General features: G+C 57.4%; 22 protein-coding genes. 5 read left to right on the forward strand and 17 right to left on the reverse strand.

All coding sequences use genetic code 11. The annotated features are described in order from the left end of the window. Positions 1-61 precede the first annotated feature (61 nt). Complete coding sequence (locus Q7U39_18785; GenBank protein ID MDO9120008.1) at positions 62-790, reverse strand: MBL fold metallo-hydrolase; 729 nt, start codon at positions 788-790, stop codon at positions 62-64. Between the two features lie 215 nt (positions 791-1,005). Between Q7U39_18785 and Q7U39_18790 the strand changes: the two genes are divergently transcribed. After that, positions 1,006-2,028 carry a TIM44-like domain-containing protein gene (locus Q7U39_18790; protein MDO9120009.1) on the forward strand — a complete coding sequence of 341 codons (1,023 nt, stop codon included), beginning with the start codon at positions 1,006-1,008 and terminating at the stop codon, positions 2,026-2,028. A gap of 30 nt (positions 2,029-2,058) precedes the next feature. Here Q7U39_18790 and Q7U39_18795 read toward each other — a convergent pair whose 3' ends face one another. From Q7U39_18795 to hflX, 5 genes are all read right to left on the reverse strand, one after another. Next, the gene (locus Q7U39_18795; protein MDO9120010.1) at positions 2,059-2,322 is read right to left on the reverse strand and encodes a hypothetical protein; all 264 of its coding nucleotides are present in this window, start codon (positions 2,320-2,322) and stop codon (positions 2,059-2,061) included. Positions 2,323-2,402: 80 nt separating this feature from the next. Continuing rightward, the gene (locus Q7U39_18800; GenBank protein ID MDO9120011.1) at positions 2,403-3,050 is read right to left on the reverse strand and encodes a DUF3365 domain-containing protein; all 648 of its coding nucleotides are present in this window, start codon (positions 3,048-3,050) and stop codon (positions 2,403-2,405) included. Positions 3,051-3,168: 118 nt separating this feature from the next. Beyond that, entirely contained in the window at positions 3,169-3,732 is a 564-nt protein-coding gene (locus Q7U39_18805) for a hypothetical protein (GenBank protein MDO9120012.1), read from the reverse strand. A 196-nt stretch (positions 3,733-3,928) separates the two neighbouring features. Beyond that, positions 3,929-4,207, reverse strand: coding sequence for a hypothetical protein (locus Q7U39_18810; protein MDO9120013.1), 279 nt, complete (start codon positions 4,205-4,207; stop codon positions 3,929-3,931). 176 nt (positions 4,208-4,383) lie between these two features. Continuing rightward, a complete protein-coding gene (gene hflX / locus Q7U39_18815; GenBank protein MDO9120014.1) occupies positions 4,384-5,772 on the reverse strand; it encodes a GTPase HflX in 1,389 nt (462 codons plus the stop codon). Positions 5,773-6,096: 324 nt separating this feature from the next. Here hflX and Q7U39_18820 point away from each other — a divergent pair, with 324 nt between their 5' ends. Further along, positions 6,097-6,294 (forward strand): hypothetical protein, encoded by a 198-nt coding sequence (locus tag Q7U39_18820; protein MDO9120015.1) that lies wholly within the window; start codon positions 6,097-6,099, stop codon positions 6,292-6,294. A 6-nt stretch (positions 6,295-6,300) separates the two neighbouring features. Further along, a complete protein-coding gene (locus Q7U39_18825) occupies positions 6,301-6,579 on the forward strand; it encodes a hypothetical protein (GenBank protein ID MDO9120016.1) in 279 nt (92 codons plus the stop codon). A gap of 272 nt (positions 6,580-6,851) precedes the next feature. On the opposite strand, the gene Q7U39_18830 is transcribed toward Q7U39_18825, so the two are convergent. The 4 genes from Q7U39_18830 to Q7U39_18845 form a co-directional block, all read right to left on the reverse strand. Continuing rightward, on the reverse strand, positions 6,852-7,763 hold the full coding sequence (locus Q7U39_18830) for a hypothetical protein (protein ID MDO9120017.1): 912 nt from the start codon (positions 7,761-7,763) through the stop codon (positions 6,852-6,854). Positions 7,764-8,402: 639 nt separating this feature from the next. Continuing rightward, entirely contained in the window at positions 8,403-8,612 is a 210-nt protein-coding gene (locus Q7U39_18835; protein MDO9120018.1) for a DUF4926 domain-containing protein, read from the reverse strand. Positions 8,613-8,627: 15 nt separating this feature from the next. Further along, a complete protein-coding gene (locus Q7U39_18840; protein ID MDO9120019.1) occupies positions 8,628-8,960 on the reverse strand; it encodes a hypothetical protein in 333 nt (110 codons plus the stop codon). 229 nt (positions 8,961-9,189) lie between these two features. Continuing rightward, a complete protein-coding gene (locus tag Q7U39_18845; GenBank protein MDO9120020.1) occupies positions 9,190-9,588 on the reverse strand; it encodes a YkvA family protein in 399 nt (132 codons plus the stop codon). Positions 9,589-9,863: 275 nt separating this feature from the next. Here Q7U39_18845 and Q7U39_18850 point away from each other — a divergent pair, with 275 nt between their 5' ends. Beyond that, the gene (locus tag Q7U39_18850) at positions 9,864-10,145 is read left to right on the forward strand and encodes a type II toxin-antitoxin system mRNA interferase toxin, RelE/StbE family (protein ID MDO9120021.1); all 282 of its coding nucleotides are present in this window, start codon (positions 9,864-9,866) and stop codon (positions 10,143-10,145) included. Next, on the forward strand, positions 10,142-10,411 hold the full coding sequence (locus Q7U39_18855; protein ID MDO9120022.1) for a helix-turn-helix transcriptional regulator: 270 nt from the start codon (positions 10,142-10,144) through the stop codon (positions 10,409-10,411). The genes Q7U39_18850 and Q7U39_18855 overlap by 4 nt, the downstream gene beginning before the upstream one ends. Positions 10,412-10,464: 53 nt before the next feature. Here Q7U39_18855 and Q7U39_18860 read toward each other — a convergent pair whose 3' ends face one another. The 7 genes from Q7U39_18860 to Q7U39_18890 all read right to left on the reverse strand — a co-directional run bounded on the left by Q7U39_18860 (position 10,465) and on the right by Q7U39_18890 (position 17,804). Then, positions 10,465-10,863: a YkvA family protein gene (locus Q7U39_18860; GenBank protein ID MDO9120023.1), complete on the reverse strand. Its 399-nt coding sequence runs from the start codon at positions 10,861-10,863 to the stop codon at positions 10,465-10,467. A 261-nt stretch (positions 10,864-11,124) separates the two neighbouring features. After that, entirely contained in the window at positions 11,125-11,340 is a 216-nt protein-coding gene (locus Q7U39_18865; GenBank protein ID MDO9120024.1) for a hypothetical protein, read from the reverse strand. Between the two features lie 593 nt (positions 11,341-11,933). After that, entirely contained in the window at positions 11,934-12,161 is a 228-nt protein-coding gene (locus Q7U39_18870; protein ID MDO9120025.1) for an addiction module protein, read from the reverse strand. Positions 12,162-12,371: 210 nt separating this feature from the next. Further along, positions 12,372-12,578, reverse strand: coding sequence for a hypothetical protein (locus tag Q7U39_18875; protein ID MDO9120026.1), 207 nt, complete (start codon positions 12,576-12,578; stop codon positions 12,372-12,374). 225 nt (positions 12,579-12,803) lie between these two features. Next, positions 12,804-13,727: a sigma-54 dependent transcriptional regulator gene (locus Q7U39_18880; GenBank protein ID MDO9120027.1), complete on the reverse strand. Its 924-nt coding sequence runs from the start codon at positions 13,725-13,727 to the stop codon at positions 12,804-12,806. A gap of 58 nt (positions 13,728-13,785) precedes the next feature. Continuing rightward, on the reverse strand, positions 13,786-16,122 hold the full coding sequence (locus tag Q7U39_18885; GenBank protein MDO9120028.1) for a DEAD/DEAH box helicase family protein: 2,337 nt from the start codon (positions 16,120-16,122) through the stop codon (positions 13,786-13,788). Then, entirely contained in the window at positions 16,119-17,804 is a 1,686-nt protein-coding gene (locus Q7U39_18890; GenBank protein MDO9120029.1) for an RNA-directed DNA polymerase, read from the reverse strand. Before Q7U39_18890 ends, Q7U39_18885 begins: the two co-directional genes overlap by 4 nt. Positions 17,805-17,807 lie beyond the last annotated feature (3 nt).

A 17,807-nucleotide genomic window follows, 5' to 3' on the forward strand; every position in this document is an offset into this window, starting at 1 on the left:
CGCGAACGTGAACAGGGAGATCGACAGACCCGATCATCCGGTTCTTCCGGTGGGGAAACCGTTACGAAGCGCCCAGCACATCCCGGAAGACTCCGGCAAGGTCCTGGAGCGCTTTTCCCCCGTCGCCGATGTAGACCGAACCGTGCATCGTCGCCAGCGTCTTGGGCTGGAGCGCCGCCAGACGGTGCATGGTCGCATCCATGAACGGGCCATAGGGCAGATAATTCGCCAGCGGGCCCTTTTGATATTCCACCAGCACGTCCCGGCAGCGGCCCACAACATCCGATTCCGTCACCGGGTCCCCATTGCCGGCTTGGTGAAGCAGATCCGAACAGAGAAGCGTCCGCTGCGTCTCTTCGAACAACAGCCCCGCGTCCCAGCAATGTGGCACATGCGGCGTCGCCAGAAACCGGAATCGGTACTTGCCCGTCTGCAGCACCTCGCCGTCCGCCATCCCTTTGGCGGGCCGGACCGCAAGACAATCATCCACACTCACGAGCTTGCCCACCAGGCTGCAGACCGCCGTGGCATGCCTGGCCGCCTCCTGCCACTCCGGCAGCGACCCGCACTCGTCGGCCTCGAAATGGCTGAACCCGATCCAGCGCAACGACTGGGGATCGATCAGCGCCCCCACCGCTTCCTTCACCGCCGGAAACAGCGCGCGAGGACCGGTGTGAAAAAGCAGCGGCTCGGCATCGCGCACGAGGAACTGGCTGAACTGCAGATTGAACGGCTCGAGAAATGTCGTGATGCGGAACAGGTCCGGAGCGACTTCAGTAATCTGCGCCATAGGTCCTCCTCGTAGGGTGAGACGGACATCGTACGAGCCCTCCGACGGGAGGGTCAATCCGCGCAAACCATTAGGAAGCAGCGGGAGACGCCGACGCGGGCCCCGTCTATCGCAAGTCCGTCGGCGCTCGAATAAACCGCCTTCCCGAGCCCATTACTGGTAGGATGACAAGGTTCATCTCGTCAGCCTCTCGCATCGATTGAAAGGAACTGCACGTGAATACAACACAGGTCATCGCAGCAGGCATCGTACTTGCGCTCATCGGAACCCCGGCCGTCTCCCTGGCGAAAGCCCGGGGCGGATCAGGCGGAGGGTATTCCAGCGGATCCCGGAGCAGCAGTGCCTCCGGCAACATCGGCAGCCGGGGTTCGCGGACCCACGACCAGAACGGCGCCCAGCCGATCCAACAATCGACCACCCCGAAGCCGGCCACAGCGACCCCGCAATCAGCGGCAGCCGGTCAGGCCCCCATGGCCCAACCGACGCCGGCCTCGCAACCGTCCTTTTTACAGCGCAATCCCCTTCTGGCCGGGATCGCCGGCGGCCTCTCCGGATCCTGGATCGGCCACATGCTCTTCGGCGCCACCGAGAGCAGCGCCAAAACGAACGAAGCCGGTGAGGCTGTCGGCCAGGCAGCCGGCGCAGCCGGCAACAGCGGCCTCCTCCTGTTTCTCATGATCCTGGGAGCCGGCGCCGCCTATTACTTTCTGAAAGTCCGGCGGACTCCCGCCCCGGTGCTGTCCGGCATCACGCGAAGCAGCGCCGTCGCCGGAAGCCTGCTGGCGGAATCCTCAGCGACCGCCCTCCGGCCCGCGACGACCGACCTCGATCTCACCACCGCAGACAAAGCCGCGTTTCAGCAGCTCCTGACCGACATTCAGACCGCCTGGAGTTCACAGGACCTGGCAGCATTGAAACGGTTCGTCACACCGGAGATGCTCACCTACTTCACCACCGCCCTGGCAGAGAACACGAGTCAGGACATTGAGAACCATGTCGACAATGTGGTCCTCGGCCGCGCGGATGTCCGCGAAGCCTGGATCGAACATGCGACGCAGTACGCCACGGTGGGGCTCCACTGGAGCGCCCGCGACTATACCGTCTCAATGAAGAAGCAGCGCGGAGAACCGGGCTATCTCATCGACGGCAGCGACGAAACCCCGGCCGAATCCAGCGAAGTCTGGACCTTCATGCGATTCGGGGATGGCAAGTGGCTCCTGTCGGCGATTCAACAGTAACCAGCAGCGGGACACGGCACGATCGGCGGATCACCCGCCGATCGTGAGCCAGAGATACGGCGTCAGATAATAGGCCGCGAAGGAGAGCAATACCCCGATCACCGCCCCGAACAAACCTGCCACATAGAGCCCGGCGAAGGGGGACAGAAACACAATGAGGATCATCAGCAGCGCAAGCGACCGATGGCCCTCATAGAACCGCCGGCGGTATTCAGAGTTGAAGGAATGCATGAGAGAAGGATGGGAAGAACTCGGCATAGGCTGAGTATAGAACAACGCTCCCATCCAATGCATGCGGGACAGCAGGCGCGTCCCGGACGCGAGTCTCCACCGAGCCGGGAGCCGTAGAAGCGGTTGTCGAGCGAGCGGAGCGGTCAGCGCACCCAGGGCGGCGTGACCGGCGGCGGAGACACGGGCTGCTCGAGCAGGTCAGAAGAACTCGGGGACGGTCCCAGAGGCAGCGGCAGTCCCGGCGTGGATCCCGGGCGCCTGAATCGCACGACGAGCCCACCCATCACGTCCCATTCACGGAAATTTTTTCTCGCCGACTGCGGATGCTGATTGTGGCACTCGACGCAGGACCGGACCAGCGCCAGATCCGCCGAGACCGCGGTGAACTGATCCCCGTCCGCAAAACTGAGAAAGCTCTGCTGCCGGTCCTTCTCCAACTGAATCAACGCTTTGGTTTCCGCCGGAGTTCTCGGCCGGTTCGCCGGATTGATCGGCGTCAGGCTGATCAGACCGATCTCCACCGACGTCACCTGTCCGGCAGCCGCCTTCACGAACTGCGCGGGAAGCGGAATGAAATGCGCGTCCCGCTCCCAGTCCTCGCGCGGCTCGGGGCCCGCTCCGCGCGTATGCTCCACGACATGCAGCACATAGGCCGTGCGAAACGCCCTCACCACATCCAGCACATAGCGGGCCGTCTGCTCATAGGTCGGATCAGCCCAGGTAACAGAAGCCGCCAGCACCATGAAGCAACCTGCCAGGCCCGCGGCGAGACCGAGGTGACGCGTTGACATCGCACAACCCTCCCGAGTAATTCGACATAGAACAGGACCGGCGGCAGACGAACAGGCTGTAGGGGAAGCCTCCTCTCAGAACAGCGAGGCGCCCAATCGAACACGACCGGAAGTCACATCATTCCCGATAGGCAAACGAAATCATCGGGGTCCAGTGCTCGTTCCCATATCCGTCGATAAAACAGGCCCGCCCTTGCAAGAGCTCCCCCTTCTGTCTCACCGGGGGAAGAATCAACCAATCCGCCCGCCCTTCCGTCAACCCGCGCGACGGGATATCGGTATGGCCAAACAGATAACCCTGCGCCTGCCGCACCAGAATATTCCCTTCCACCCGATGGGACGTGGGGATGAACCAATACCGCGACCCGTACACCACCAAACACGTCTTGGGCACCAGGACCGGCTCACTGCTGATATTCGTAAAGAAAAACTCCCCGACCACCTGCATGCAGGGCGTGCCGTCCTTCTGCCCCATCTCCCACCACACATTGGCCGCCTGCGCCGGCAAGACCACCAGCGTGTGCTTCGGCACCTTCCAATACACCCGCGCCACGCGCGCGTTGAGCGCATTCAACCATCCACGCACCCCGAGCTGCCAGAGCCGGTATGCGCCACCGATCACCACAACCAGACAGACCACCGCCCCGATGAACGCGAGAAATTGATCCAACCCGTCAAACATAACCATGTGTCCTATCGAATACCCCGGCACCCGCGTTCCCCAAGCCCGTCACCAGACCGCCGGGGGAGTTTCCATACCAATTCTGTCCGTGACCTGGCAACAACTTTTTCGCCCGACGATCGCCGCCGCCCGGCCGAGTCTCGCACAAACCGGTGGCATCCGTCGAACCAGGCCCATGGCCCTCTCTGCGTCCCCGTCAGGGCCGCGGCTCGCTGGACAAGCGGCGCTGCGCCTGCGTGATCGCCTTCAGCAAGGCAGCCCGTTCCTTGTGCCGTGCCTTCGAGGCCGGCACCGTCGCCACAAACCGTTCTGCCGCGGCCGTTAACGTCTGCAGCGTCTCGGCCATATCGCTCTGCGCGGAAACCTGCGCCTTCGACGCCGCGCGGGCCAGCGCAAGCCTTCGCCGGGGCCCCACATACATCTGCGGCGCAACCGGATTATCCTTTTCCAACTCGGGTCGTCGAAAGACTCCCATAATTCCTCCTCACGATCGGACAATGAGAAATAATCCGCCCACTCTACTCGATCCGTGGCAGCAGCGGCAATTGCATCACGGCCTGAAGACGGAGGGGGCGGAGAGGGAGAAGAAACGCTGGAACGGCAGAGGCGAAAGATGCCTGCTCCGGCGATCCCGACGGCGGCATCCGCGGCTTATCGCGCGAGCTTCTTTTTGAGACCAGCCACGTCCTCAGGGGTCGCTCGGACCCGTATCGTGAGGCCCTCGGCATCATAGGCTTCGGACAGGATACGCATCTTGGCGCGGATCTCCGCCACGACCCCTTGCGCCGTAAACGGAACATGCAATTCCTCGTCGATCATTTCGCTCTCAAAGTACCCCATAATGCGCTCACGGAGCGCCTGCAGATCGTCCTTGCTTCTCGTGGACAGAAAAAAGGCGTCCGGATATTCCGCCTTCAGCGCCGCGAGCGCGTCCGGACCGAGACGATCTTGCTTATTCAACACCAAGAGGCTGGGAACATCCGTGGCGCCGACTTCGGCTAACACCGTCCGCGTGACCTCGAGTTGGGAGCGAAAGGAGGGATCTGAGGCATCGACGACGAACAGCAACAACGAAGCAGAGGCCGCTTCATCCAGCGTCGACTTGAACGACGCCACCAGGTCATGCGGGAGTTTTTTGATGAATCCCACCGTATCGCTCATGAGCACTTTGGGACGCGTGTCGGGATACAGCGGTCGGATCGTGGTATCGAGTGTGGCGAACAGCTTGTCGGCCACGAGCACCTCGATCCCGGTCATCGCACGCATCAGCGAAGATTTCCCGGCATTCGTGTACCCAACGAGCGCGACCGTCAATTCGTGTTCCCGTCTCGCGCGGCGCGTCTGATGCTCGTCCCCGATCGCCGCCAATTCGGCTCTGAGTTCTTTCATGCGATCGCGGATTCTGCGCTTATCGAGCTCCAGGCTCGTCTCCCCGGCCCCTTTGCCCCCGACGCCTCCGCCTTGCCGCTCGCTGCCGCCGCCGGTTTCCCGCAAGCGCGGCGCAAGATAATTGAGCCGCGCGATCTCCACCTGGAGCCGGGCTGCCCTCGTCCGAGCGTGACGGCTGAAAATCTCAATAATGACCCCGGTACGATCGAGCACCGGCACGCCGGCGGCACGTTCAAGATTCTTCAATTGGGACGGCGACAGATCGCAGTCCACAATGACAATCTGCGCCTGCTCGCGAGGGCCGGGTGCGGTCTCGATGGTATCATCCGATTCATCGTCGTCTGATTCTTCCGTGATGTCCGAGTCCGCCGCCTCGAACTTCGACGCCGCTTTATGCTTCGGCCGTTCAAACGCCGATTCGATTTTCCCGGAACCGCCGGTCCACTGTGCCAATTCGGCAAGTTTCCCCTGACCCAGGACCGCTGCATATTTATCGGAACTACGCTTTTGCGTCACCTGGCCCACGACATGGTACCCGAGGGTTTTTACAAGACGCGTGAGCTCTTGCAGAGAACTTTCCAGCTCCTCCGCTGTCATTCGAGGGGTGCGGATCGCCACAAGAACGGCATGTGATTGTGCAGGCTTCGACATCGCTGGCTTTTCCTTGGGTACAGGTTGATGAGGGGGCTCCATCTTAACAGGGCATTTCGCCTGAAGGCCAGCTTGCGCCCCACCCCGGGACGGGAGCGTCCCACATCCCTCACTCAACAGTTCAGAGAAGCGCGCAGGACTCAGCGCGGTGATGTGGGAATGGAAACTCAAATGCGGGCAATTCTTGAGTGGGTTCAACCAATAGCGCAGGGTTCAGATTTAGTCGCCCGGCCACAGATCATTCCTCCCTGGTCCAGCCTCAATGAGTTTGAGATTGTCTCTCGGGCAGGAAGGCTGTAGAATTCAACCATCAAGAGGTGCAACGTGGCACTCGCAGCCAAAGTCGTCAAGCGTACAAAAGACAGCTTTCAGTTCAAGATCTCGAAAGAGAACTTCGAGTCCTTTTGCGACTCGATCGGCTTGTACCGCCAGGAGTTCCTCGCCGACTTGGACGCCTCAGAAAAAGACCACCGCGCAGGACGGGTCACCAAACGAAAGTCACTGCGGGAGTTGATCGCCTAGCCGATCATGATTGCACTCTCGACTACTGCCACGTTCGACACACTCTTCACTCAGCTCCCGAAACCAATTCAGCGCAAAGCCGCGGTCAAGACGGATCTCTTTCGGGAGAATCCCTTTCATCCCTCGCTGCGCACGGAAAAGCTCCGTCCCAAGCACCACCAAGTCTGGAGCTTTCGCGTGGACCGATCCTATCGCATTATCTTCACATTCCTCGACTCCACCCACGTCGAGCTGCGCTACATCGGGCATCATCACTTCATCTACGACTACGACATGTTCAAGTAGACCGCGCCACCTGACGCTGCCCACATCCCATCAAGGGGTAGAGGCCCCACACCTCACACTCAGCTCTTCAGAGCCCAGGATTGAGCGCTATGCTCCGCCGTCCACCCCTACGCCCCGCTTGAAGACGCGAGCAAAAAATGCTGGTGAGGCCATTAGGTCTGTCAGAGAGACGAGATAACCTGAATAGGCCATCGACGGCGTAGTGAGGGCGAACAGTCAGAGGCGGGTGAGGCCATGAAGCCCCCCGCCTATCTCTGCTTCGAATGGCCCACCTATTCCCGATGGAACATTCTCCGCAGTCGCGCGATATCGCCTTCTTCTCCGCCCAGCCGGTGCAGCATCCGGTGGCAATTCGCGCAGACCGTGACGAGGTCATGGCTTGACGACACCACACTCTCCGCCAGCTGTGCCAGCGGAAGCACATGATGCGCTTCCGCAAAGCCGTTCCCGATCTCGCCATACACTTCCCGGAACGACATTTCACAGACCTGGCATCTGAACTGATCCCGCCGGAGACAGTGCTCAACCGAGGGACGGTCCTGTTCACGGGCCAGATGCTGGCGCACGGCGTGACGGTTTACCACTCGAACGTAGTCCTGCTCGCGATCGCTCTCGCGTGGCAGCGCGTCGGGCTGCCGGCTCTTCATGACGCTCTCAAAAAACCCCGTGGCCTGGCCCACCAGGATCCGGATGGTCTCCGGGTCCTCCGGAAGAGCCGACCCATACTGCCCGTAATAAGAATAATCGCCTTCACTCTCGTGGAACTCTTCATAGATGGGCCGGTCATATTCGCTGGCGCCTAGCGGTTTCTTCAGCACATAGTCTGATCGTGAGCCGGTAGCGAGCCGCATGTCCTTGTCGTTCAATTGCCGCACAGACCGAAGCGACTCCGGCAAGACGGCGATTCTCCTTCGCAGCTTGTCCGCTTGCGCCGCATAGAACCCGTACCACAGTCTCCGCTGACCTTCTCGAGCCCATTCGCAGTACCAGATTTCCAATCTCGGCTCCCCCAGCCCCAACGACCCCAGCTCAACACGCCACCCGTTGGTGTGAGACTCTTTCAACGGCAGCTTGGCGCGCAGCCGGATCAATCGTCCAAGCCGTCCCGACAGCTCCCGATGCAGCTCGTCCGCAACCGACTTCAGGCGCTTCATATCCTCGACATCCCGCACAGCATCTCCCATGACCACTCTCCTTCAACACACCATGTAACGATGGAACATGAACTGAACCGCGCCAGTCCTGCCTACTGCGCCACAGCCGTTGGCATCTTGACGATACCCGCCATAACCAGTCCAACGCACTCTACCCTATTCTCACGTTGTTGTGCCCCTCACTCCCACCATTGTTTGCCCGCCCCCGGTTACAGAATATTTACCCTCCTGCTACGTGCCTGTAACATTCCGCTGCCACACTGATCCTGACGGCTTGTTCTTCAGAACCATCACGCGCGCAATCCGAAGGAGGAGATGGACACCATGACCATCAAAGCCTGTTTCAAATCTCTGGGACTCTTGGCCTGGGCCATCGTCGTCGCGGTGCTGGAGAGGTGGCCCCGTTAGCAGGAACGAGAGCCTCACGAACTTAGACAGTCAGTTCGACAGCAATGCCTTCAGTACCCAGGCAATCACTGCCGCATAATCCACGTAGCCGACCACAGGCACGAACCATCGGCGGCATGGTGGGGACGGAAAGTCAGATCGGGTGAAGAGTGAAACGGCGTGACTGACGACGAAAGACGAAAAGGCGGTCGAGGCTGGGACTCACGGGAAGAAAAGTCTCCAGCCCGTTACGTCTTTGACCGGATTATCCCCTCAGGTCTGTCATGCAGGCTGATAGTGCAGAACAAGGAGTTGGCTGGATTTCACCGGGCACAAGGCATAGGTCCTGCCATCATTATCCACAAACTCGACTTCGAACACACCTGGGCCAAGCGATTCCACCACCGTGCCCACTTGCCCACGCAGCAAGCCCCGATCAGACACATCTTCCGTCAGCGCCACCACATCAAGCACATGAATGTCTTGGATCATGATGCAGGCTCCTTGCTACAGCACATAACACGAGGCGAATCGTGGAAAGCTCTCTCCAAAACGAATGATCCACAAACTTCGAACCGTCGCCACTCCGCTCGCGCCTTGCACATTGAAGTCTACCGTATATCGCTGTCCGTAGTCATCCGCACCGAGAAAACTCGCATCCTCGATCAGCGCCGCTTCCAGAAGCCTATGCCGCACGTCGTCGGCCTGCTCCGCCGTCCACCCCAACGCCCGTTTGAAGACCCTCGCCTTGTGCTGACCGCGAGGGTGCTCTGTATTGAAACAATACTGGCGGAGTTTGCGCACATCCACGAAAGCCTGTTCGGCATTTGGGAGCTTCATGCGAATGAATCGTGCACCATAATGAGGACACCCACACACATCATGGCGTCCGCCCAACCACGGATCAGAGATACACGCGGAGGATTCATGAAAGCAATTCAGAACAGAAGCATACCTTAGCCCTACCGCATTTGGAAGCGACCACGGGGCAGAGAATCTCAGTGCCAGCAGGACTGGTCACGGCAGCGGACCGTCAGGGGAGATCGGCCTCAGGTCATGGCAGGCCCGGTCACGTCCCCTCTTCCCACATCCGAAAGTCCTTCAGCTCTTCAGCAATGCTTTTCAGCACCCAGGCAATCACCGCCGCATCGTCCACATAGCCGACAACCGGGATGAAGTCCGGAATCACATCCAGCGGACTGATGAGATACAGCAGCGCCGCGACGATCGTCACGAGCCTGTGGACCAAGAGGCCGGTATAGGCCCCGCTCACCGACGCTTTCAGGAGCCGCACCAATAATTGAAGGTCCTTCAACAGCTTCCCACCGCGGCCTTGTGCGATCGAGACCGCCGCGGCCAGGAGATAACGAAGCCGCTCTTTGTCCCTGAGATACTCCGAAGCCGCCTTCGTGAACCCGCGAAACATCTTCAACGCCTTCAGGAGCATGGCTGGAGACAGTGTCTTCATGTCGTCCTCCCTGAAGAGTGAGCACGGCCCCTAAACGCAATTAGGCTTGAGGATAACAGGCAGTCCGCGAAGGATCAATTTGGGCAGATAGCGAAACACATAGGCAAACCATCGGCGGTGCAGACGGAATAGGCTACGGAGCATTGGGGCTCAGGGGAGGGAAAGACTCCCGCCAAGGCGACTATGTGGCTGCAAGACCTGGCCCCGCTTGGGGTTTCAGAAGCGAACAAGGCCTTGAAGCAGGCTATATCTAATATGGTATAGTACGTCCGGCCATGTGGGAGATCTACGAACACCGCCGAGCAAGCAAGAGCCTCGACCGCCTTCCGCTCGAATTGCTGAAACGCTACGAAAAGTGGAAAGACATCGTGCGGATCTCCGGCCCGGCAGGCCTACGCCTGATCAAAGGTTTCCACGATGAACGCCTTCAAGGCGAATGGGAAGGTCACCGCTCGTCACGGTTGAATGCACAGTATCGAGTGATCTACAAGGTTGAAGAACAGCGCGTTCTGGTCGTGATCATGGACGTGACCGCGCACGATTATCGGAGGCAATGATGAAAACCAAAGACGTTCGTCCGGCAAAAGCGCGGGTGATGGTCTCGGTGGGAGAATCCGTTCGGATTGTCCGTGAACTGCAAGGGCTCACGCAAAGCGAGTTGGCTCGAAGGACCAAGATTCCACAGTCCACGATCTCGGCCATTGAAAACGACACCATCAATCTTGGCGTCGAACGGGCCAAAACTCTGGCGCGGGTCCTCCAGTGCCATCCAGCCGTCCTGGTCTTTCCCGGCTGGGACACGGCCAAGCAGTCCGCAGCCTAGCTCCTGAGAGGACCAAGGACGCAACACTCTCAGGCCCCCGTCATGACGCCCGGTCACGTCCCCTCTTCCCACATCCGAAAGTCCTTCAGCTCTTCAGCAATGCTCTTCAGCACCCAGGCGATCACCGCCGCATCATCCACATAGCCAATAACCGGGATGAAGTCGGGAATCACATCCAGCGGACTGATGAGATACAGCATCGCCGCAACGATGGTCACGAGCTTGTGGACGGAGAGGCCGGTATAGGCCCCGCTCACCGACGCTTTCAGGAGCCGCACCAATAATTGAAGGTCTCGCAACAGCGCCCCACCGCGGCCTTGTGCGATCGAGACCGCCGCGGCCAACAGATAACGCAGCCGCTCTTTATCCCTGAGATACTCCCCTGCCGCCTTCGTGAATCCGCGAAACACCTTCAACGCCTTCAGGAGCATGGCTGGAGACAGTCTCTTCATGTTGTTCTCCCAAATGGGTACGCACGGTATCGGTACGCAATGACGAGTGAGGATAACAGGCAGTCCGCGCAGGATCAATTTGGACCGATGGCAAATCGCAGGACCGAACCATCAGCGGCGTGGTGGGGAGAAAACTCTGATGAGGGCAATGCGTGAGACGGTGTGACGGACGACAAAAGAGGAGAAGACTACCAAGCCTTGGGATTCACGGGAAGGAAAGACTCCCAACCCCTTAAATTCGCCCTCGGCTTGAAGCCGAGTCTATACGAGGCCACGTTTCAGAAGCCGCTTTCTCATGTCATCGGCGCTCACAACTTTTTCAGGCCGTCGCTCAGCCACAACCGCGAGGTCGTGCAGATCTTCCATCAGGCGCGAATAGCGCTTGAGCGACAGCACCACCCCGGTTCGCTTTCCCTGTCGGTCAGTCACATACCGCGGACGAGGTGTTGTTGCCTTTGCAGATCGTTTAGCCAGCATGGCCCTCTTATAACTCACTTGGGGAAAGGTTGTCGAGAAGCCACCCTACTCCTCAGGTGATGAAGCACGCAACCAGACCGATCAGGATAGGAGACTCTCTGAGACATATCGGTTCAACACCCAGGACTCAGCACTTCAGCGCGGTGGGAGTGAAAAGTTGGAGATGAGCGAGGCGTGAGCTGGCGGGAGGGCTTGGGATTCAGTTGTGGTCCCCATTTCCTCCCCCGGAGTCGTCCGGTTCAACGAGACAATTGGCTGCGACATGGTCGCGCGGCGATTCAGACGAACAACGGCACCCTTAGCCTAACCGCGACTGCCAATAGCCAGGCCGTCGTTTCAGATGCATGATGGCGACGACGAGCAGACCACGAGCGTGTTGGCTATAAATAACAGCGAATGGGAAGCGATGCACAAGGAAGCGCCTTGTTCCTTGCTTATAATCCGGCCAGGTATTTGGAGTTTCTCGTATTCGGGAGACGGCAGCAGTGATTTCGTAGAAAAACGACCCCCCGAGACCTGGTCGCTGTGCGTCGTACCATACTTTCGCCCTCTCGAGCTCGTCGAGAGCGGCGGGATGAAATTCGAGAAGCAGTTCACCGGCCATGTCGCAGGCGCCTCTGGACCTCCTCCCAAGGAATCGTCTTCACCTCGCCACGTTCGATTTGCTGTAAACGCTGCTGAATTTCTTCCTGCCAAGCCTGCTCTACATCGATATCCGGAGCCTCATCGAGGCTGACGATCAATTTCTCGGCCACTTCTGCGCGTTCAGTGGGCGAGAGCTTGAGGGCTTGTTCTACGATAGCTTGTGACTTGTCCGTCATGATCGACCTCCCTTCACTGCTCTACCGGTCGTAATCCTGCAGGGCTGGACACTTACATATACTCGATGAAATCCAGCACTTCCGGCCCGAGCGTGTCCGGAAGCTTCTGCGCTTCTTGAAACATTCGCTCCGCTGTTAGTAGGCCACCCGGGCCACAGTCAGGGCCCTATTATGGTCTGAAACCCCTTCTGGAAACAACTGATGCACCTTTCAGAGTCCACCTTCTTGCGCATGCGGCACGTGCTCCATAGCCCCCATATCAAGGCGGTTGGCCGGGTTGAAGGGATGATCCGGCGCGAACGCCGGCGCGGCTAGATTGAAGATAGTATCGTCACGCTCGTATTGCTCAGGAAAGATTTGCTCGGCAAAGGAGAGCGCGTCAACCAGGAGCAAGCCCATCAGTAACAGGATCCACATCGCGCGCCTCCAGGCTCAACCGCGACCAGTCTATCTCTACTCAGCACCCCGAAACCCAGGGCTCAGGACTATGAACTCAGCACTTCAGAGGAGCACTCAGGACCCAGGACTCAGCACTCAATGCTCAGCACTTCACCGCGGTGGGGGTGGAAAGTTGGAGACGGGCGAGGCGTGAAATGGCGGGACGACTTGGGATTAAGTAGCCTGTCACCATTTTCTTCGCCTTCATTCGATGACTCCGGTATTCTCCATTACTTCCAATTTTCGATAAAGCGTTCTACGATCGATCCCGAGGATGCGCGCGGTCTGGACGTGATTACCGCCAGTCTTCTCAAGAATTAAGCGGATATATTCTTCCTCGACTTGTTTAAGGGTCTTGGCCTTCTGAACATCACTGGCAAGGCGCAGTTTTGGCGAAGTCATCTGCAGCTTGCTATCTAGCCATTGAACAGACACAGGCAAATCACTAGAAAGCAGCTCGCCTGATTGACTTAATGTGACAGCGCGTTCGATGACACTCTCAAGCTCTCGCACATTGCCAGGCCAAGAGTAATGCATGAGCGAAACTAGAGCCGCTTCACTAAGCCCACGAACCGGCTTCGAATACTCTTGCGAATACCGAGTCACAAATATTTCCGCTAACACGGGAATATCCTTCCGCCGCTCTCGCAATGGAGGTAGGTCAATCTCAACCACCTTCAGTCGATAATAGAGATCCCCTCGGAAACGCTTGGCTTTGACCTCATTTGCAAGATCCAGAGTTGTCGAGGCAATAATCCGCACATCCACCATAGTGGATTTGGCCGCTCCCATTCGGTGGGCTTTCTTGTCCTCAATGATCTGCACCAATTTTGTTTGCAGCATCAGTGGCAACTCACCAATCTCGTCGAAAAAGAGCGTTCCGTTATGGGCCTCTGTGAACAGCTCGTTTTCCCAAGCGGCTTCTGACATTGCGGAGCAAAGCACTGGCACGAACGATGCTGCCCTCCGCCCACTGATATGGTGGATAACCTTCGCGACCAACTCTTTCCCTGTCCCTCTCTCCCCTGTAAGCAGAATATTACTGGGGCTATCAGCCACGCGAGAGATAAGGTTGCGAATCTCCTTCATACAGTCGCTGCTGCCTAAGATCCGATCAACGTCGTACATAGAAGTGGTGTTCCCTGCTTAATGCATTCCTAGCTCAGCCAGCTCAGCAGTCACAGCCTTATGGCCGAGCCTGGGCCTGCGGTTGATACAAATATTTCTGAAATCCAGCGAAGACTTTGCCGATCTCTTCGGGCTTGCCCAGGTCGGCCACGGCGTCGGCGATGGCGTTGTGATACTTGAGCTTGAGCAATGGCGAGAGCTTATCTTGAGCAAGTTCCTCCACACCCACCTTCACGTATTGCGCGAGTACAAAGCCCAGAAAGGCTTGCTGCTTGCGGTTGAAGTGGGCACTGATCTCTAGCTTGGCCCTAACAGCCCGCTCTTCGCGCGTGAGTGGGGCGAGAGCATAGGCTACATGCGCGAGCACGTCGAAGAGATCGCTGTTCTCGGCATCGATGATCCGTTGCATTTCGGCCATCTGTTCCGAGCCAAACCCTTTCTCCGCAAGCCCCTGTAACAACTTCACTCTTGTATCAGGCGCACTCCATAAGGCGCGGAGTTCGGCTTCGTCCTGGAAGAACTCAGGTAATTTGCCAAACAGCATTTCTAAAAACTGCTGCGCCGACATAGGCGTCCCGTCGGGATGCCAAAACGTCGTCACCATCATGTGCTGGATGGTGCGGGCTTTGCCGTCGGCCAGTTTCACCTTGATTCTCTTCTTCCTCACATACTCGTCAGTCTCTTCACGCACCTCATCGACAGGTGGAGGCGATGGTGGAACCGTCTTGCCTCCCGCTTTCGTTTCCGGCTCGATCGGCTCCCCATCCCATTCCGGATCGCTGAAGTGGTGGTGCGCTTTCACGAAGTCATAGATCGTGAAGTAGTCCTTCCCGTCATACAGCCGCGTCCCGCGTCCGATGATCTGCTTGAACTCGATCATGGAATTGATCGGGCGCATCAGCACGATGTTGCGGATGTTGCGGGCATCTACACCGGTTGAAAGCTTTTGCGAGGTCGTCAAAATCGTCGGGATGGTCTTTTCGTTGTCTTGGAAGTCGCGGAGGTGTTGTTCGCCAAGTTCGCCGTCGTTGGCCGTCACCCGCTGGCAGTAGTTGGGGTCGGTGCTCGTCTTCATCTGGTTGATGAGGTCGCGCACGGCCAGCGCGTGATCCTGTGTGGCGCAAAACACCAGTGTCTTCTCCTGCTGGTTGATCTGGCTCATGAAGATGTCCACGCGCTTCTTTTCGCGCTCTTTGATCTCGATGATCTTATTGAAGTCGCTCTCCGTATAGCGCTTCTTCGCCTCAATCTCACCTTCCACAAGCGTATCGTCCGGCGTATAGACGTACTCGTCGAGCGTCGTGGAGATTTGCTTCACCTTGAACTGCGTCAGGAAGCCGTCGTTGATGCCGTCCTTGAGCGAGTAAATATAGACCGGCTCGCCGAAGTAGGCGTAGGTGTCCACGTTGTCTTTGCGCTTGGGCGTCGCGGTCAGACCGAGCTGCACAGCCGGAGAGAAGTATTCGAGGATGCCACGCCAATTACTTTCATCATTCGCACCGCCACGATGACACTCGTCGATGACGATGAAGTCGAAGAAATCCGGCGGATACTCACCGAAATAGGGCGATGGCTTTCCATCCTTCGGGGGCCCGCTCATGAAGGTCTGGAATATGGTGAAGAACAGGCTGCCGTTCTTCGGCACTTTGCCTTTCTTGCGAATATCGTCCGGCTCGATCCTTACCAACGCATCTTCGGGAAAGGCGGAGAAGGCGTTATAGGCCTGATTAGCCAGAATGTTCCGGTCAGCCAGAAACAGAATGCGTGGCCGACGCGACGGCTCGCGGCTCAGGTTCCAACGGCTATGGAAGAGCTTCCACGCAATCTGAAAGGCGATGAAGGTCTTGCCGGTGCCGGTGGCGAGCGTGAGCAGGATACGCGGCCGGTTTTCCGCCATGGCCTGCATCACACGCTCAACGGCAATGTCCTGATAGTAGCGGCTGGGGTGCGACCCGCCCTTATCCTCAAACGGAATCGCAGAAAAGCGGTCGCGCCAGGTATTCTGTTTCGCGAAGGTCAAGCTCCAAAGTTCGTCCGGGCTGGGATAGTGCGGCACCTCGCCTTCCGCGCCGGTCTCCATGTCGATGCCGTAGACACCTTTACCGTTGGTGGCGTAGGTGAAGCGAATGGCGAGCTTCCCCGCATAGTTCTTGGCCTGCCCCACCCCTTCGGTCAGTTGTTCATCCCAGGCCTTGGCCTCAACGACGGCGAGTTTATGATTGCGATAGACCAGCACATAGTCCGCAATCAAGGGCTTGCTACGCCGACCGAGGCCTTCGATCCGACCCAGCGTGATGGGATATTCACGCAGAATGCGGCTTCCCTCGACGACACCCCAGCCCGCCGCTTTCAGTGCGGGGTCAATATGCTCGGCTCTAGTTTCGGCTTCGTTCATGAGGAATAAATGGAATCAGGAAAATCAGAATCCTTGACCACGGGATTCACGACTTCACGTGCTGGCACTGTAATAAACCGGAACTCCTGCTTCTTCAGTGTGGCTAAAAATTCCTGTTTGTTTCCACGTAACTCATTTTCCGTCCACGTCTGGTAAATCAACAGCCAATGTTTATCCCTATCTCTTGAGTCACCGGATTTGAGTTTGGCTGCGCGTTCGCTCACAGCAGTCTGCACTTTCTTCAAATCGTGCTTGGCTGCATACTCCAGCAGCAACACATTAGCAATGCAATCGTCGAGTGTCAGGACACTCAATAAATCTTCCTCTTTTATCTGGAGAAGCAATTCATGCTTTAAAGCGTAGTAAAAAGCGTGAGCAATCGTATCCGGGTAGAGTCTCCTGGCCCCCAAACGAACGAGTGACGTTGAAAACTCAGCGATCTTGGTCGCGGTTTCTTCGCCCCCATATTTATCAAATACATATTTATCAAGTAGGGGAACCAGGTAGGGATAGGCAAGCGCGAGGTTAATTGCTTCCTGAATATAAAGTCGCTTCGCTCTCGGATTCAGAGGTCTTTCGTCTCTGTCATCTGCCAACATCTTGATCGCATAGTTCAGCGGTGCCGACGTACCCGCTGCAATGGCGTTCTCTAGTGCCAAATCGAGAAAAGACCGAACTGTTGAAAACCTCACAAGGTCGCCCTTGGGGAAAGCAAAACGATTAAGCTCCTGAGTCCAATTTTCTTCACTTGGCCTGGGAAGAGTAAGTATGCGGGTCTTCTTCTCATTGAGTGACATTTCGTATGCGCGCAAATTCAGGCCTAAATCTTTGAGAAATCTCTCAGCTTCATCGTAGGTATCTGCGTAAAACACATAGTCATCAATGTGACGTTTAAGTTTCGTGTATCCCTTGGACAGCAGTTCATAATCTATGCTGGTCAGAATAATTTCCGAAAGGATGTTGGACGCATGAGGACCAATTATCAAACCGTTTGTCTGCCCATCCCGGGCATTTTGCGTGCATTTGTCCAGCAGATTGCCGGACAGCTTGCTTAAACCCTTTTCATTTTTCGCGGTCTCTCGCCCATGAAGTGCCCACGGGATTGAATGTGTGTATATGCTTGGGAAACACGCGGCGATGTCTGCCTTAACAACAAACTGCGCGCCTGCCTGCCATTCAATCTCATCCTCCTCAAGCTGATAGTGTTCACTCCCCTTGTAATTCATCTCAAAGATACAGCCACCGCCAACATGCCTGACATGAATTCGACTGACTGGTGGTGTAGGTTTGCCGCAGTGCTCCTTAACCTCATCCCAATGTTTCTTGATCGCTAGAGCCTGAACTGAATAGCTTTCCGGGTGCGGGATACCAAGATGTCTTGGAATATTGATATCCCGTAACGCCTCATACCGAATGTAGTCATGGGATTTTCCGTTGATCTCCTTCAATAATTTCTTCTCGTTTGCCTCATCCAATAGGCTTCCAAGCAATGATTCCGCTTGAGCTGCGAGCCCCTTCGAGGTGAAGCAAGGAGGTACTTTTTCCGCGAACAGGCCGTGGTCAAGTAACCCGGTTAAAACATCATTGGTGCTTAATTCGTCGAGACTCCATTTCGGCAGATGATCAAGACTGAAATACCGTTCAATTTTTGGCTTTACTGGAGGGGTGTCTTGTTGGTTCATGGC

Origin of the sequence: Nitrospira sp. (genome assembly GCA_030653545.1) — a bacterium.
Classification (GTDB): domain Bacteria; phylum Nitrospirota; class Nitrospiria; order Nitrospirales; family Nitrospiraceae; genus Nitrospira_D.

Coding starts and splice junctions, on each gene's coding strand:
- Q7U39_18800 (MDO9120011.1), bottom strand. CDS start 3,050: ATGTCAACGCGTCACCTCGGTCTCGCCGCGGGCCTGGCAGGTTGCTTC.
- Q7U39_18875 (MDO9120026.1), bottom strand. CDS start 12,578: ATGTGGATCCTGTTACTGATGGGCTTGCTCCTGGTTGACGCGCTCTCC.
- Q7U39_18840 (MDO9120019.1), bottom strand. CDS start 8,960: ATGAAGCTCCCAAATGCCGAACAGGCTTTCGTGGATGTGCGCAAACTC.
- Q7U39_18870 (MDO9120025.1), bottom strand. CDS start 12,161: ATGACGGACAAGTCACAAGCTATCGTAGAACAAGCCCTCAAGCTCTCG.
- Q7U39_18865 (MDO9120024.1), bottom strand. CDS start 11,340: ATGCTGGCTAAACGATCTGCAAAGGCAACAACACCTCGTCCGCGGTAT.
- Q7U39_18785 (MDO9120008.1), bottom strand. CDS start 790: ATGGCGCAGATTACTGAAGTCGCTCCGGACCTGTTCCGCATCACGACA.
- Q7U39_18885 (MDO9120028.1), bottom strand. CDS start 16,122: ATGAACGAAGCCGAAACTAGAGCCGAGCATATTGACCCCGCACTGAAA.
- Q7U39_18855 (MDO9120022.1), top strand. CDS start 10,142: ATGATGAAAACCAAAGACGTTCGTCCGGCAAAAGCGCGGGTGATGGTC.
- Q7U39_18830 (MDO9120017.1), bottom strand. CDS start 7,763: ATGGGAGATGCTGTGCGGGATGTCGAGGATATGAAGCGCCTGAAGTCG.
- Q7U39_18850 (MDO9120021.1), top strand. CDS start 9,864: ATGTGGGAGATCTACGAACACCGCCGAGCAAGCAAGAGCCTCGACCGC.
- Q7U39_18845 (MDO9120020.1), bottom strand. CDS start 9,588: ATGAAGACACTGTCTCCAGCCATGCTCCTGAAGGCGTTGAAGATGTTT.
- Q7U39_18805 (MDO9120012.1), bottom strand. CDS start 3,732: ATGTTTGACGGGTTGGATCAATTTCTCGCGTTCATCGGGGCGGTGGTC.
- hflX (MDO9120014.1), bottom strand. CDS start 5,772: ATGTCGAAGCCTGCACAATCACATGCCGTTCTTGTGGCGATCCGCACC.
- Q7U39_18835 (MDO9120018.1), bottom strand. CDS start 8,612: ATGATCCAAGACATTCATGTGCTTGATGTGGTGGCGCTGACGGAAGAT.
- Q7U39_18825 (MDO9120016.1), top strand. CDS start 6,301: ATGATTGCACTCTCGACTACTGCCACGTTCGACACACTCTTCACTCAG.
- Q7U39_18860 (MDO9120023.1), bottom strand. CDS start 10,863: ATGAAGAGACTGTCTCCAGCCATGCTCCTGAAGGCGTTGAAGGTGTTT.
- Q7U39_18890 (MDO9120029.1), bottom strand. CDS start 17,804: ATGAACCAACAAGACACCCCTCCAGTAAAGCCAAAAATTGAACGGTAT.
- Q7U39_18810 (MDO9120013.1), bottom strand. CDS start 4,207: ATGGGAGTCTTTCGACGACCCGAGTTGGAAAAGGATAATCCGGTTGCG.
- Q7U39_18795 (MDO9120010.1), bottom strand. CDS start 2,322: ATGCATTGGATGGGAGCGTTGTTCTATACTCAGCCTATGCCGAGTTCT.
- Q7U39_18880 (MDO9120027.1), bottom strand. CDS start 13,727: ATGTACGACGTTGATCGGATCTTAGGCAGCAGCGACTGTATGAAGGAG.